The organism is Actinomadura sp. B10D3 (assembly GCF_039871695.1).
In the GTDB taxonomy this organism is placed as follows: Bacteria; Actinomycetota; Actinomycetes; order Streptosporangiales; family Streptosporangiaceae; genus Spirillospora; species Spirillospora madurae.
The window spans coordinates 26427-39467 of record NZ_JBDPLY010000033.1; the positions used below are offsets into that span (position 1 = coordinate 26427).

At 71.4% G+C, this 13041-nt stretch carries 13 protein-coding genes and 2 pseudogenes; 5 read left to right on the forward strand and 10 right to left on the reverse strand.

Annotated features, from left to right (window positions below; genetic code table 11):
- Nucleotides 1–51 precede the first annotated feature (51 nt).
- A complete protein-coding gene (locus tag ABGB11_RS35180; protein ID WP_347639809.1) occupies nt 52–2229 on the forward strand; it encodes a Tn3 family transposase in 2178 nt (725 codons plus the stop codon).
- A 174-nt stretch (nt 2230–2403) separates the two neighbouring features.
- Nucleotides 2404–2904: a DUF4265 domain-containing protein gene (locus tag ABGB11_RS35185; protein WP_347639810.1), complete on the forward strand. Its 501-nt coding sequence runs from the start codon at nt 2404–2406 to the stop codon at nt 2902–2904.
- An 89-nt stretch (nt 2905–2993) separates the two neighbouring features.
- Here the strand turns inward: ABGB11_RS35185 and ABGB11_RS35190 are convergent, their stop codons facing one another.
- From ABGB11_RS35190 to ABGB11_RS35205, 4 genes are all read right to left on the reverse strand, one after another.
- Nucleotides 2994–3314, reverse strand: coding sequence for a recombinase family protein (locus ABGB11_RS35190; RefSeq protein ID WP_347639811.1), 321 nt, complete (start codon nt 3312–3314; stop codon nt 2994–2996).
- Nucleotides 3315–3459: 145 nt separating this feature from the next.
- On the reverse strand, nt 3460–3813 hold the full coding sequence (locus ABGB11_RS35195; RefSeq protein ID WP_347639812.1) for a hypothetical protein: 354 nt from the start codon (nt 3811–3813) through the stop codon (nt 3460–3462).
- A 392-nt stretch (nt 3814–4205) separates the two neighbouring features.
- On the reverse strand, nt 4206–4880 hold the full coding sequence (locus ABGB11_RS35200) for a DUF4234 domain-containing protein (protein WP_347639813.1): 675 nt from the start codon (nt 4878–4880) through the stop codon (nt 4206–4208).
- A gap of 185 nt (nt 4881–5065) precedes the next feature.
- Nucleotides 5066–5569 carry a hypothetical protein gene (locus ABGB11_RS35205; protein ID WP_347639814.1) on the reverse strand — a complete coding sequence of 168 codons (504 nt, stop codon included), beginning with the start codon at nt 5567–5569 and terminating at the stop codon, nt 5066–5068.
- Nucleotides 5570–5724: 155 nt separating this feature from the next.
- On the opposite strand from ABGB11_RS35205, the gene ABGB11_RS35210 reads away from it, so the two are divergent.
- The gene (locus ABGB11_RS35210; RefSeq protein WP_347639815.1) at nt 5725–6594 is read left to right on the forward strand and encodes an NAD(P)-binding domain-containing protein; all 870 of its coding nucleotides are present in this window, start codon (nt 5725–5727) and stop codon (nt 6592–6594) included.
- 5 nt (nt 6595–6599) lie between these two features.
- On the opposite strand, the gene ABGB11_RS35215 is transcribed toward ABGB11_RS35210, so the two are convergent.
- Both ABGB11_RS35215 and ABGB11_RS35220 read right to left on the reverse strand, forming a co-directional pair.
- Nucleotides 6600–7562: an alpha/beta hydrolase gene (locus ABGB11_RS35215; RefSeq protein WP_347639816.1), complete on the reverse strand. Its 963-nt coding sequence runs from the start codon at nt 7560–7562 to the stop codon at nt 6600–6602.
- A 55-nt stretch (nt 7563–7617) separates the two neighbouring features.
- On the reverse strand, nt 7618–8181 hold the full coding sequence (locus ABGB11_RS35220) for a DUF1349 domain-containing protein (RefSeq protein ID WP_347639817.1): 564 nt from the start codon (nt 8179–8181) through the stop codon (nt 7618–7620).
- A 288-nt stretch (nt 8182–8469) separates the two neighbouring features.
- Here ABGB11_RS35220 and ABGB11_RS35225 point away from each other — a divergent pair.
- Together ABGB11_RS35225 and ABGB11_RS35230 are read left to right on the forward strand one after the other, a co-directional pair.
- Nucleotides 8470–9006 (forward strand): annotated as a pseudogene (locus tag ABGB11_RS35225) (phosphatase PAP2 family protein); the annotation flags it as partial.
- A 49-nt stretch (nt 9007–9055) separates the two neighbouring features.
- Nucleotides 9056–9817 (forward strand): creatininase family protein, encoded by a 762-nt coding sequence (locus ABGB11_RS35230; RefSeq protein WP_347639818.1) that lies wholly within the window; start codon nt 9056–9058, stop codon nt 9815–9817.
- Between the two features lie 3 nt (nt 9818–9820).
- Here the strand turns inward: ABGB11_RS35230 and ABGB11_RS35235 are convergent.
- The 4 genes and pseudogenes from ABGB11_RS35235 to ABGB11_RS35250 form a co-directional block, all read right to left on the reverse strand.
- Nucleotides 9821–10612, reverse strand: a pseudogene (locus ABGB11_RS35235) (lysylphosphatidylglycerol synthase domain-containing protein); the annotation flags it as partial.
- On the reverse strand, nt 10612–11520 hold the full coding sequence (locus ABGB11_RS35240; RefSeq protein WP_347639819.1) for an SAM-dependent methyltransferase: 909 nt from the start codon (nt 11518–11520) through the stop codon (nt 10612–10614). The gene ABGB11_RS35240 and the pseudogene ABGB11_RS35235, both read right to left, overlap by 1 nt.
- The gene (locus ABGB11_RS35245) at nt 11517–12623 is read right to left on the reverse strand and encodes a glycosyltransferase family 4 protein (protein WP_347639820.1); all 1107 of its coding nucleotides are present in this window, start codon (nt 12621–12623) and stop codon (nt 11517–11519) included. Before ABGB11_RS35245 ends, ABGB11_RS35240 begins: the two co-directional genes overlap by 4 nt.
- 2 nt (nt 12624–12625) lie before the next feature.
- Nucleotides 12626–13024: a 6-carboxytetrahydropterin synthase gene (locus tag ABGB11_RS35250; protein ID WP_347639821.1), complete on the reverse strand. Its 399-nt coding sequence runs from the start codon at nt 13022–13024 to the stop codon at nt 12626–12628.
- Nucleotides 13025–13041: the final 17 nt, after the last annotated feature.

A 13041-nucleotide genomic window follows, 5' to 3' on the forward strand; every position in this document is an offset into this window, starting at 1 on the left:
GTTCGGTGACGGCAGGCTTGGTGTGGTTGGCGGAGCTCTACGTTCCTGGGCATGCCAGTTGATTTCTTGTCGGATGAGCAGGTCGCGCGGTATCGCCGGTTCCGTGATGAGGTGACGGTCGGCGAGCTGGAGCAGTTCTTCCGCCTGGACGCGGCGGCGCGGGCGGTGGTGGCGGACAAGCGGCGCCCGGCGACCAAGCTCGGGTGGGCGGTGCAGTGGGGCACGGTCCGGATGCTGGGGACGTTCCTGGCGGACACTCCGCTGAAGGTGCCGGCGGAGGTGGTCGAGTTCGCCGCCGAGCAGGTAGAGGTCGATCCGGCGTGCGCGCCGGAATACCTGGCCCGGCCCAAGACCGCCTATGAGCATTCCTGGGAGATCCGCGACCTGCTGAGGTTGTCGGAGTTCGCCGACCGGGATCAGGACGTGCGGGCGTTCATCGCGGCGCGGGTGTGGGCCTCGGCCGAGGGACCGCGCGCGCTGTTCGACCGGGCGGTGGTGTACATGCTGGAGGCCGGAATCTTGCTGCCTGCCGGGGTCACGACGCTGACCCGGCTGGTCAGCGAGGTGCGTCGGGCCGAGAACGCCCGGCTGTATGGGTTGTTGGCCGAGCGGACGCCGGCCGAGACCGCCGTGACGCTGCGGGGCCTGCTGCGGGTGCCGGAGGATCGGCGGGTGTCGGAGCTGGAGCGTCTTCGAACTTCGCCGGTGAAGGCGTCGGGGCGGGTGCTGGTGCGGGAGCTGGACCGGGTCGCCGAGATCGGCGGGATCGGGGCTGGGCGGGTGCAGGTCGAGCCGGTGCCGGCGGTGAAGCTGGCGTCGCTGGCCCGGTATGGGATGGCGTCCAAGGCTCCGACGCTGCGGGATCTGGAGGTACGGCGGCAGACGGCGACGCTGCTGGCCACGGTCCAGCATCTGGAGACCGCGTCGATCGACGACGCGCTGGACGTGCTGGATCTACTGATCACCTCGATTCTTCTGGCGCGGGCGGAGCGGGCGGGCAAGGCCGAGCAGTTGCGGACCCTGCCCAAGCTGCGGTCGGCGGCGCGGCATGTGGCCTCGGCGATGGAGATCTTGATGGGTGCGCCGCAGGCGACCGAGGACCGCCTCGTCTCGTTGGCGGAGGTGTGGAACGAGATCGAGCGGGTGGTGCCGCGGGAGAAGCTGTCAGCGGCGGTTGAGGTGATCGCGGCGTTCGTGCCCGAGACCGACGATGACGCGGCGGCGGCGTGGCGGGCGGAGCTGGTCAAGCGGTACCGGACGGTGCAGCAGTTCATCGAGCTGCTGCTGGAGACGATCGAGTTTCGGGCGGTGGCGGCCGGGCGGCCGGTGCTGGCGATGGTGGCCGCGGCCGCCGCGATGGCCAAGGCCCGCCGCCGCGACGTGTTCGCCACCGGCGCCGACCGGTGGAGCGACCCGCGCGCCCGCCTGCTGGAAGGCCAGGGCTGGGACGCGGCGCGGCCGCGGGTGCTGGCGGCGCTGGAGCTGGAAGAGGAGCCGGCCGGGCATCTGGCCGAGCTCGCGAGTGCGCTGGAGGGCGCCTACACCCGGGTGCTGGACGGGCTCGGCGGCAACACCGCGGTGCAGTTCGTCGGTGGCCGCCTGCAGATCGCGGTCAGCCTGAGCGGGCTGATCGTGGCCGAGGCGTGCAACGTGGGCCTGGTCCCGATCGAGAAGCCGAACGTGCCCGCGCTGACCCGTGCCCGCCTGCAGCAGGTCGACCAGGGCTACCTGCGCGCGGAGACGATCTCGGCGGCGAACGCCCGGCTGATCGCCGTCCAGGCCGGGATCGACATCGTGCATACCTGGGGCGGCGGGCAGGTCGCCTCGGCCGACGGGCTGCGGTTCGTGGTCCCGGTCGCCAACCTGCACACCGGGCGCGCCACCTACGGGCCTTTGGACCACATGTCCCGCCACACCGTCCGCCTCGACCGCATCCGCGCGCACTGGGCCGACATGCTGCGCGTCGCCGGCTCCCTCACCACGGGCAAGGTGCGGGCCTACGACCTGATCCGGATGCTGTCGCGCGACGGCCGCCCCACCGGACTGGGGGACGCGTTCGCGCACTACGGCCGGATCTTCAAGACCCTGCACCTGCTGCAGTTCATCTCCGACGACGGCTACCGCCGCATGAACATCAACTTCCTGGGCCGCTACGCTTTCACCCGCGCCGAAGTCGCCGTCGGTCTGCGCCCCTTCCACGACCCCGACCAGGACGTCGGCACCGTGTGATGTTCGACCGTTGCGGTTCGTTACGGTGCCCGGGGCCTGGTTCGGCGTGGTTGGGAAGCCTGTGCCACCCGTCCAACGGCACCCGTACCTGATCGGCTCTCCAACTTTGAGGCTCGGTCTCGGCATGAAATGATCAACGGGGCTAAGTCACGACCTCAAGGGGGACACTGAACGGTGGTCAGTATCGACGACATCTGCGGTCACGCGGAGGCGGCTTGGAAACACGAGGCAAACTCGCTTCTCATGTGTGACCTCAGCAACTCGGGAATGCCGGGCCGCTGGGAGCAACTGTGGGCCCGCCGAACAGGCGTCAACGAGTTCGTCATTTGCTCCATCCCGTTCTTCGCGTACGGCCTCGCCCTGGGCGACCGCGTGACGGCAGCTTCGGCACCAGGCGGCTTCTACCGGGTAATCGACTCCGTCGTCGAACACGCTAAAAACGCCGTGCTCCAGATCGCCTTCCGCAGGGACGCGGAGCAGTGGGAGGTTCAGGAATGGCAAGACGAACTCATCGAACACGTGAAGCGTTTGAAGCTACCGTACGAGATCCATGTCCTGGGCTACCTGGCGATCAGCTGCCCAGAGGCCTCTGCCGAGTACGAAGAGATGCAGAAGGTTCTCCATGCTTTCACGCTCCTCGAATGGAGCACCTTCGAGTTGGCCGCTCCCCGTTGAGCGGACCGGGTCGAGCCAGGGCTTAGAGCGTGTCTCACGGTGGCCACCGGAGTACGGCGAAAACGGGCCGTTGCTGGAGTATGTGCTGGTCAGCGGGCTGATAGTGCGGCGTATGCCGTGGATCTGCCGATTTTGAGGGTGCGGGCTGCTTCGGTGACGGAGACGCCCCCATCGACCAGTCGCCGCAGGGCGGCAAGTTCAGCGGGGCCGATGACTCGAGGTCGGCCGATGCGCTGCTTGCCGGGCAGCAGCTTCCCCTCGGCCTCGCGCCGCTTGGCGGCGGCGATCCCCTCGGCCTGACGTTCGGCGCGCAGTTCCACCTCATACTCGGCGGCCGCCGCGAGGACCGCGAACATGAAGCGGCCCTCTTTGGTCTCCAGGTCTGCGCGGCGACCGAGCTCATCAGCCACGAATGGGACCCGAATGGGCAGCCGACAACCAATCCGAACTCACCACCCCGTAGCCCACCCCACTCCGCCGCCATGATTCAGAACGGAAGGTGTCCACGATCAGGGGGAAGTCCCCGCGCGCGGCAGGGTCGCCGGGTGCGTCGGCTCAGCGGACAGAGCCGCTGAGCCGGCTGGTGCCACCGCCTGATCCTGAGCCCGCGGTGCGGGTGAGTGGCTGGCCATCCACATATGCGACGGCGCTCAGCGAGCCTTCGCCTTGGCGCTTCATGACGAGGCTCCAGGTGTCCTCGCCCTTCTTGGTGAGTTCGATGTCCTTCTGCCACGGGAGCGTCACCTGCGGCTCGGTCGTCGAACGGCCGTTGATGACGTAGGTGATGGTGACAGTCCCCTCGCCTTCGACTTCGAAGGTGAGCTTGTGCGGCTCGTCATTGGACGAGCAGGCGGCCGACAACAGCACGACGGTGGCCGCCACCAGCGGCCACCGGACCAACGTGGTCATTCGCTCGCTCCTGGTAATGATCACTGCGAAAAGCTACAGGATCACCACAGACCGGAACAGACCAGCCGATGATCCGCACGCAAGCGAGGTCGCCCCCTCGTGACAACCGGGGCCATGGTCATGGGATGCCGTCCACGACAATGGCCGGTGCAACTCGGTCGGAGCCGATGGCCCGGTCGGGCTCCCCCAGCCGGAATCCGGCCTTGCATTGAGCCCCATGGCCGGACGACCCTCATCCTTCTGATGTCCGTGCTCGCCACCGTGAACGTCGGGCTCAAGGACGTCCTACGCCGCCTCGGTTCAGCCAAGGCTCTGGTCGAGCACGGCACTCAATCAACACCGTCCGCGCGATGGTCAACGCTCGCCGGCGGTTGCCACCCAGGTCCCGGCGGTCAGGCCACCGCACGTCCGCCGTGGGATGCCGTGTCGGCGTGGCGCAAGGCGGAGAGGACCATGTCCTCGGTCGAGTGCACCTCCGGGAACATCTTCTCGGGGTCGGTGTGGAGCTGGTAGTCCCACACGAAGCCGTAGATTCCGAAAGTGACAAATGTCAGGAGGAGATGCACACCGAAGCCGCGCCGCAGGTCTGGCACGGGCTCGAAGACCACGCGGTACTTAACGATTCCGAGACGCAACCAGATATCGCTGAGGCTGTCATGAAAATCCTCTTCGGTGAGCTGGATCTCCCACCAGAATCGCATCATGCGATACACGGCGTAGTACCAGTAAATACCCATCGTGACGATGGAGAGGAAGAGGGAGAGCCCTGCCTTGATAGGTCGATGTTCGTCTTCGAACCGCTCTTTGATGTACCTCCGAAGATCGTCCAACTGCTCCATGGACTCTGGATCACGGCCGCTCTGTTCGGCGTACTGCCTCGTGGCCTCGATGACGGCGCCGTAGTAGTGGAAGCGCCTGTCTCGGAAGAGATCCGTGCGGTTGATGCGCCGGTAGAACACTACAAAGGTGTAGATGCCGAGCGTCACCCATGAAAGCAGGAAGGCGTATATGGCCCAGTCGACGAGTTTCTGGTCGGTGACTCGTCTCTCATGCACGTAGCGGTCCACCCGTTGGACCGCTGGAAGCGGTTGTTCCATTGGCCCTCCCCTATGCCGAGCACAGGAAGGAACCGCGGCGGACCCGGCAGCACGTTGGAAGCCTTGCGAGACGCCTCCAAGCTTCTTTCCACGATACTCCCTGCCTCGCGAGCGAGCCCAGAGTCTGCGCTGGTCAGGGCGTGGGGTTCGTGTTCTTAGCGGGAGTCGCGGCGGGCTTGGCGGCGGGCGCCTTTGGCGCGGGTGGCGGCGTGGCGTTGGTTGAGGGCCGGGTCTGCTGTTGTGGGTCTGCGGCGGGGTGTGGTCTGGGGTGCCTTGGGCTGGGGGTGCGGGGTGTCGGTGCCGGGCGGGGGTGTGCGGGACGGGGTGGCGGCGGCGATGCGTTCGGCCTTCAGTTCGGAGGCGCTGCGCCGTGCGGCTCGGGCCAGGTACCAGCTCACCCGGGCCAGGGCGTCCTCGAAGACCTCGGCTTTCTGGACGTCGCGGGTGTTCTTCGGGCGGGCCTTGCCGCGGCCGCCGTGTTCGGCGACGCGCTCGCTCGCGGCGCGGCGGTACAGCTTGCTGTACTTGTTGCGGGCGCGCCGGATCCGGGTGTGGAGGTCCACGAGGCCGTCTTCGGTCAGGTAGGAGAGCTCGGCGCTCTCGGTCTCCCGGACGAGAGCCTTCTCGGGCTCGTTCAGCGAGTTCAGCAGCGCCTTCATCAGCCCCCCAGACGGTCGGTGCGGCCCGTCGAGCGTCGCACGGACCCCCGCAAAAGGTGGGGCGAGAACGGGCCAAGAACGGCAATCGGGTTGGTTTGACCTCAAGTCTTGTTGAGGTTTTAGCGTGACTGCTCTGAGCAGGGAGGAGCATCTTCATGAAATCGCATGTGGCCGTACTCGGTCTTGGGGAGATGGGGTCGGCGCTGGCCGGTGCCTATCTGGACGGCGGGCATCCGACCTCGGTCTGGAACCGCACGCCTGGGAAGGCCGATGGGCTGGTCGCCAAGGGGGCGAAGGTCGGTTCCACGGTCCGCGATGCCGTCGGTGGGGCGGACGTCGTCGTGGTCAACGTGAAGGGGGCCTCGGTCGCGGGGGACGTCCTTGGGCAGGCGGGTGATGCCTTGGGCGGACGTGCGGTCGTCAACCTCAGCGACGGGACGTCTGCCGAGGTCAGGGCAGTGGCGGAGCGGGCTCGGGAGGTCGGCGCCGACTATCTGCATGGGCAGATCATGACCATCGCGCCCGGCATCGGGCATCCGGACGCGACGATCTTCTACGCGGGCGCGGAGGCCGTCTACGAGCGCCACCGGGCCGTGCTGGGGCTGCTGAGCGGGCATGCGCCTCTGGTGTCCAGTGATCCTGGGGTGGCCGTGCTCTACGGCATGGCTGTTCACGGGACGATGTGGGGTCTGCTCAACGGGTTCCTGCACGCCGCGGCAGCACTGTCGGATGAGGGTGTGCGGGTGGAGGACTTCCTTGAGCGGGCCGATCCCGCGCTCTCGGCGCTCTCGGGGTTCCTGCCGATGATCGCCGGGGAGGTCGACCGGGCCGAGCACGCGACGCCGTACGGGGCACTCCGGCACCATCTGCCGTCGATCGAGGACCTCGTCCGGGAGAGCAGGGCGCGGGGAATCGACACCGAGTTGCCCGAGTACACCCTCGGTCTCGTCGCCAAGGCCGTCCGGGGCGGGCGCGGCGACGACAGCTACTCGCGGCTGGTCGAGCATTTCCGGCGCCGATCCTGAATGGTTCAGGCGGCCCGGGTGTGGGGCGAGGTCGCCCGGCGGGCGAAGGAGCCGATCTCCTTGATGGCGGTCAGGCCCTCGCGGGAGAGGTCGGCGAAGATCTGGAAGACGTGCGCCTGGCCCTCCCAGATCTGGAGGGTGCAGGGGACGCCCGCGGCGCCGAGGCGTTCGGCCATCAGCTCGGCGTCGGCGAGGAGGACCTCGATGGAGCCGACGTGGATGAGCGTCGGGGGCAGGCCGGACAGGTCGGCGTGCACCGGGGACAGCCACGGGTCGGTGAGGTCGGCGTCCGGGAAGCAGGTGCGGACCATGTCCCGCAACCGCGGCGCCGGGATGAACGGGTCGAGGGCGGCGTTCGCGTGCGCGATCTTGGCGTCGATGTCCAGGTCGGCGAACGGGGAGAGCGCGGCGATGCCGGCCGGGCGGGGCAGGCCGGCGCGCAGCGCGTGGATCGGCGCCATGAAGGCGAGGTAGCCGCCCGCGGAGTCGCCGGCGATGACGATGTCGTCCGGCGCGTGGCTGTCGAGGAGCCACCGGTAGGCGCCGACGCAGTCGTCGATGGACGTCTGGATGGTGACGCGGGGCTGCAGGCGGTAGGCGACGGAGAGGACGGGCATGCCGGCGGCCTGGGAGATGCGGGCGATCATGCGGCGGTGGGTGCGCAGGCCGCAGGCGACGAAGCCGCCGCCGTGGAAGTAGAGGATCACCCGGCGGGAGTCCGCGGGCACGCCGCGGCCCCGGACCCACTCGGCCGCGCAGCCCGGCCCGTCGACCCTGGTGACCCTGGTGCCGCGCGGCGGCACGAGGAGGGCCGCGGCCAGGTCGAGCAGCGGGGCGAGGCGCAGCGTGAACGGGGTCCACGGGAGGCGGGTGACGAGCGGGCGCATGAACCGGCGCATCAGGCGCGCGGCCAGCCGCGCGCCCCGGCCGCATCCCGGGCGTTCCTCGATCACCGCCGCGACCGCCATGCCTCGTCCCCTCCCGCCGTGCCCGGAGGAGACTAGCAAGTAAGTGCTTGGGTATCTACGGGTGCAGGGCCTCGTCGGGGGGCGCCGGGTCCGCGCGGGTGAAGCGGACCGTGAGGCCTTCGCGTTCGGGGGCGCAGCAGTAGGGGCCGGCCACGGCCTCGACGCCGGGCGGGAACGGGGCCAGGCGGATCATCTGCCAGGGGTCGTCGCCGGCGCGGGCGCGGATCGTCACCGCGTCGCCGGAACGGCTGGCCCGGATCGTCACCTCCCGGCCCGCCCACGGGACGGGGAACGAGGACCAGTCGGAGACGCCGCGCGTCACCACCGCGCCCAGCTGGAGGGTGCCGTCGCAGTACTCGGCGCCCGCCTTGATCCAGGTCGTCTCGTCCAGCCGGACGAGGAGGCCCGCCTGGTCGAACTGCTGGTCGTAGTCGGCGTCGAAGGACACCTCGACGGCCGCCTCGGGGCCGAACGGGGAGAGGAGGGCGTGGCCGCTGTCGCGGTCGTAGCCGTAGGAGGTCGTCCGCCAGAAGTCGCTGCCCGCGGCGGCGGTGACGAGGAGCGCGGAGCCGTCGTCCCGGACGGACGGGGGCGTGTTGAGCCATTCGCCGGTGATCACACGCCGGAATCTACGGGAGAGGTGGGGCTACCTCCACCCCCGGTGAGGGGCTTTCCCTCCGCGGACCGGGTAGCTGGGCCCAATGCCCCGAGAAGTGTCGGACGCGAGGGTTGTGATGGGACGCGGACGACGGGTACGGGGAGGGCCGGGATGGCGAGCACTGCGGTGGCGGGACGGGTGATGCGGGGCAGGATGCGGCCCCTGGTCACCGAGGTGGGGCTGCTGGCGGTCCTGTTCGCCTTCTACAAGTGGGGCCGGACGCTGGTCGAGCATGGGCCGGGCCAGGCGATGGCGAACGCGCACAGGCTGTGGGGCTTCGAGCAGGCGTGGCTGCCGAGCGAGGTCGACGTCCAGAACTGGGCTCTCGGGTGGGACCACACGGCGCTCCTGGCCAACGTCTACTACGTGAGCGTCCATTTCCCGGGGACGGCGCTGCTGCTGATCTGGCTCTACGTGCGGCACCGCGCGGCCTACGCGAGGGTGCGGAACGAGCTGGTCGTGCTGACGGCGGCGGGGCTCCTGGTGCACATGGTGTTCCCGCTGGCCCCGCCGCGGCTCGCGGGGATCGGGGCCGTGGACACGATGCTGACCGTGGGCCCGTCGGCCTATCCGGCCGCCGCCGACGGGATCGCGAACCAGTACGCCGCGATGCCCTCGCTGCACATCGGGTGGGCGATCCTGGTCGCGGTCGCGGTGCTTCGGGTGTCGCGGAGCCGGTGGCGGTGGGTCGTGGCCCTGCACGCGCCGGTCACGGTCTTCGTGGTGGTCGTGACGGCCAACCACTACTGGACGGACGGGATCGTCGCCGCCGTCCTGCTGGCCGGGGCGATGGCGCTGGTTTCGGCGGCCGGGCGAGTACGGCAGGGTGGGAGCCATGTTGCCGACGCACACGAGCACCGAGGTCCTGGACGTCCCGGTGGCGGTCCTGCCGGTCGGGAGCCACGAGCAGCACGGCCCGTACCTGCCGCTCTCGACCGACACCGTGATCGCCTGCACGATCACCGAGGAGATCGCGAAGGCCTACCCGGTGCGGACGCTCCCGCCCGTGACGATCTCGTGCTCGCATGAGCACGCCGGCTGGCCCGGGACGGTGAGCATCTCGGCGGCGACCCTGCACGCGGTGGTCAGGGACGTCGCCGAGTCGCTGCGCCGGGCGGGCGTCCCGAAGCTGGTCCTGGTCAACGGGCACGGCGGCAACTACGTGCTCGGCAACGTCGTCCAGGAGGCACACGGCGCCATGGCCCTCTTCCCCGGGATGGACGAGTGGGAGGAGGCGCGGAGGGCGGCCGGCATCGAGACGACCGGCGTCAGCGACATGCACGCCGGGGAACTGGAGACGTCGATCCTGCTCCACGCCCACCCGGAGCTCGTCCGTGACGGGTACGGCACCGCCGACCACCTGGCCGATGACCGGCGGCATCTGCTGACCACCGGGATGGCGGCCTACACCGGGTCGGGCGTCATCGGGCGGCCGTCACTGGCCGGCGCCGGCAAGGGCCGGGACGCGCTGCGGAGCCTTGTCGGGGCGTTCCGGGACGTGCTCGCGGTGCTTGACCAGCAGGGTGCCGACGCCGGGCAGGCACGCGATGAAGCTGAGCACCCCGTACACGACGGACACGGTCAGGCCCTGCGCTGAGCCGAGCCCCGCGGCGCCGAACGCCAGGGCGAGGACGGCCTCGCGCGGCCCCCAGCCGCCGACGTTGACCGGCAGCACCATCACCAGCAGCGCCAGCAGCAGCATCGGCAGGAGGGTGAGGAGCGGGGCCGTCGAGCCGACCAGGCGGGCGGCGACGACGAACAGGGCCAGGTGCCCGGCGAGGGCGGCGACCGACAGGGCCACGACGCCCGGCCAGGCCCCGACGACGGCGCGCATGTCGGCGAACGTCGACGTCAGGGCGCGGTGGCGCCACCGGGCCAGGACGAGCACGACGCCGAGGACCACCCCCGCAGGGATCAGCGCGGGAGCCATCGCCGACACCAGCGCCGGGTGGGCGAGCAGGGCCAGGACGCCCGCGACGACGGCGACGCCCTGCCCGGCGATCCGTTCGAGGAACACGCCCCGCACGCCGCGCGCCACGTCGCCCGAGCGGTGGCCGTGGCTGACGGCGCGGTGCACGTCGCCGAGCACCCCCGCCGGCAGGACCGCGTTGAGGAACTGGGCCTTGTAGTAGTCGGCGACCGCGGCGGACAGCGGCAGGTGCAGGCCGAGGCGCTGGGCGACCAGCCACCAGCGGGCCGCGCTCAGCACCGTGGTCGCCAGGCCGACCGCGAGGGCGATCACCACGGCGCCGGTGTCGATCGCGCGGAGCGCGTCCACGAACGCGTCCGTGCTGTGCCACCACAGGAGCGCGGTGAGGATGCCCAGCCCGATGAGCAGGCGCAGCCAGGGCCAGGACTTCTTCACGGCGTTGAGCATCACTGGGGCGGACATCACTGGGTACTCCCGGGGAGGGCGAGCAGGTCGAGGTGGTGCACCTCGGCGGTGAGCCGCCCGGCGGCGCACGCGTCGAGGCGGCGGGCGAGGTAGCCGTCCGCGGACGGGGCGAGGTCCGGCCGCTGCTCGACGGCGGCGGCGACCCAGCCGCGCAGCCACTCGGCGGTCAGCGCGGCCTGCCCGGGGCCGAGCCGCCACGGGCTCGGCCGCGTCAGGACGGTGGCGCCGCGGCGCCCGAACGCCGCGGTCGCGGCGGTGACGGCGTCCGGGCCGAGGAGTCCGGCGCGGCGCTGGTGGGCGTCGAAGGCGGCGGCTAGCTCGGCGTCGAGCGGCTCGGACGGGGAGAGCCGGACGCGCCCGACGACCGACAGGGTCAGCAGGGCCGGGCAGGGCACCGCCGCGGCGATCGCCTCGACCTCGGCGGCGGTGAGCACGTCCAGCAGCGCGGACGCGGTGACCAGCGACACGCCCACCAGGTCGGACGCGCGGAGCGCGCCGAGCGCGCCGGCGCGGGTCTCGATCGTGGCGGCCGCCCCGTCCGCGGTGACGTAGGCGTTCGCGCGGGCCAGGTCGAGCAGCCCCGGGTCGCGGTCGTGCAGGATCCAGTGCTGCGGGCCCCGCAGCAGCCCGGACAGCCAGCGGCCGAGGGAGCCGGTGCCGCAGCCGAGGTCCCAGATGGTCAGCGGCCCGTCCGGCGGGAGCGCGGCCCGGAGCGGGTCGAGCAGCTCCGAGGCCCGCGCGGCGGCGTCGGCGCTCTCCCGCAGCGCCAGCCACGAAGGCGCGTAGGCGTCCGCCCGCTCCTCGCCGGAGAAGTTCTCGAGCCCGGTCAGCGCCTCATTGTGGGGGGACGACCCCCCACGCCCCCCGGTAACGGCCGCACCGATGCCCTCGCTTCGCTCCGTCATCGTGCCTCCCTGCGCAGGCGGGTCAGGACGGTGGCCAGGCGGCGGGCGGTGTCGTCCCAGCCGGGCAGCATGCCGCGGCGCAGCCGGGCGGCGGCGCGCAGCCGGCCGCGCAGCTCGGGCTCGACGAGCCAGCGGCGCAGCGCGGTGGCCAGCGCGGCGGGGTCGTCGGGCGGGACGAGCAGGCCGGGGACGGCGCCGACCGGGTCCCAGCCGACCGTGTCCGGCACGCCGTCCACCGCCGTGGCGACGACGGGGATGCCGCGCGCGAGGGCCTCGGTCACGACCATCCCGAACGTCTCGGCGCGGGAGGCGAGGACGAGCAGGTCGGCGGCGGCGTAGGCGTCGTCCAGCGGCGCCCCGCTCAGCGGCCCCGCCAGCTCGACGCGGTCGTCGAGGCGGTGCCCGCTGATGAGGCGGCGCACGGTCGCGACGTGGCCGGAGTCGCGGCCGAGCGGCCCGGCGCACTGGCAGTGCCAGGGCAGGTGCGCGACGGCGGCGAGCGCCTCGACGAGGACGTCGTGCCCCTTGCGCGGGGTCACCGACGCCACGCACAGCAGGCGGCCGGCCCCGTCGGTGCCCGGGGCGAGGGGCGCCGGGTCGGTGCCCGGCGGGACGGCGTGGACGCGGGACGGTTCGAGGCCGTGGTGGGCGATGAGGTGGTCCTTCGCCCACGGGCTGGTCGCGATCACGGCGCCGGCCGCCTCCAGTACCGCGCGCTCACCGGCGTTGAGGTCGGCCTGGCCGGGCTCGTCCGCCAGCGGCAGGTGGACGAGGACGGCGAGCCGCAGCCGCCTCGCCTCCGGGACGACGATCCCGGGCACCCCGCACGCCACCAGCCCGTCCAGCAGGACGACGGAGTCGCCGGGGAGCGCCGCGAGCGTCTCCGCTAGCTCGGTCCGGGCGCTCTCGCCGGGACGCGGCCACGTCCCGGCGACGGCCAGTTCCCGGACGGGGCGCCCCGACTTCACGAGTTCCTCGCAGACCCGCCGGTCGTACCGGTTGCCGCCGCTCGGGTTCCCGGCGTCGTCGATGTCGCCGGGGACGACCACGACGATCTCGCGCGCCCCGGCCCTCCTGGTGGGCTCGGCCACCGCCTCGTTCACGGTCACAACTCACGCTCGTAACTGGCCCAGGCGACGTGCGACTCGTGCAGCGTCACCTGGAGGCCGGACAGGCCTCGCGCGTGCTCGCCGAGCGCGCCGGCGTGGATCCGGTCGGCGAGCCGGTCGGCGATGGTCTTGGCGAGGAACTCCGTCGAGGTGTTGACGCCGGCGAAGTCCGGCTCGTCGTCGAGGTTGCGGTAGTTCAGGCCGCCCAGGACCCCGCCCAGCTCGCGGGTGGCGAGCCCGATGTCGACGACGAGCCCGTCCGGGTCCGGCTCCGCCCGGCGGAACGTCGCGTCCACCACGTACGTCGCGCCGTGCAGCCGCTGCGCCGGTCCGAAGACCTCGCCGCGGAAGCTGTGCGCGATCATGACGTGGTCGCGGACGGTGAGTGCGAACAACAACGGCCTCCAGTCAG

Bases quoted from the DNA above. Each gene is read 5' to 3' on its own strand.
- ABGB11_RS35180 (WP_347639809.1), top strand. From the start codon at position 52: ATGCCAGTTGATTTCTTGTCGGATGAGCAGGTCGCGCGGTATCGCCGG.
- ABGB11_RS35195 (WP_347639812.1), bottom strand. From the start codon at position 3,813: ATGACCACGTTGGTCCGGTGGCCGCTGGTGGCGGCCACCGTCGTGCTG.
- ABGB11_RS35205 (WP_347639814.1), bottom strand. From the start codon at position 5,569: ATGAAGGCGCTGCTGAACTCGCTGAACGAGCCCGAGAAGGCTCTCGTC.
- ABGB11_RS35210 (WP_347639815.1), top strand. From the start codon at position 5,725: ATGAAATCGCATGTGGCCGTACTCGGTCTTGGGGAGATGGGGTCGGCG.
- ABGB11_RS35215 (WP_347639816.1), bottom strand. From the start codon at position 7,562: ATGGCGGTCGCGGCGGTGATCGAGGAACGCCCGGGATGCGGCCGGGGC.
- ABGB11_RS35230 (WP_347639818.1), top strand. From the start codon at position 9,056: ATGTTGCCGACGCACACGAGCACCGAGGTCCTGGACGTCCCGGTGGCG.
- ABGB11_RS35240 (WP_347639819.1), bottom strand. From the start codon at position 11,520: ATGACGGAGCGAAGCGAGGGCATCGGTGCGGCCGTTACCGGGGGGCGT.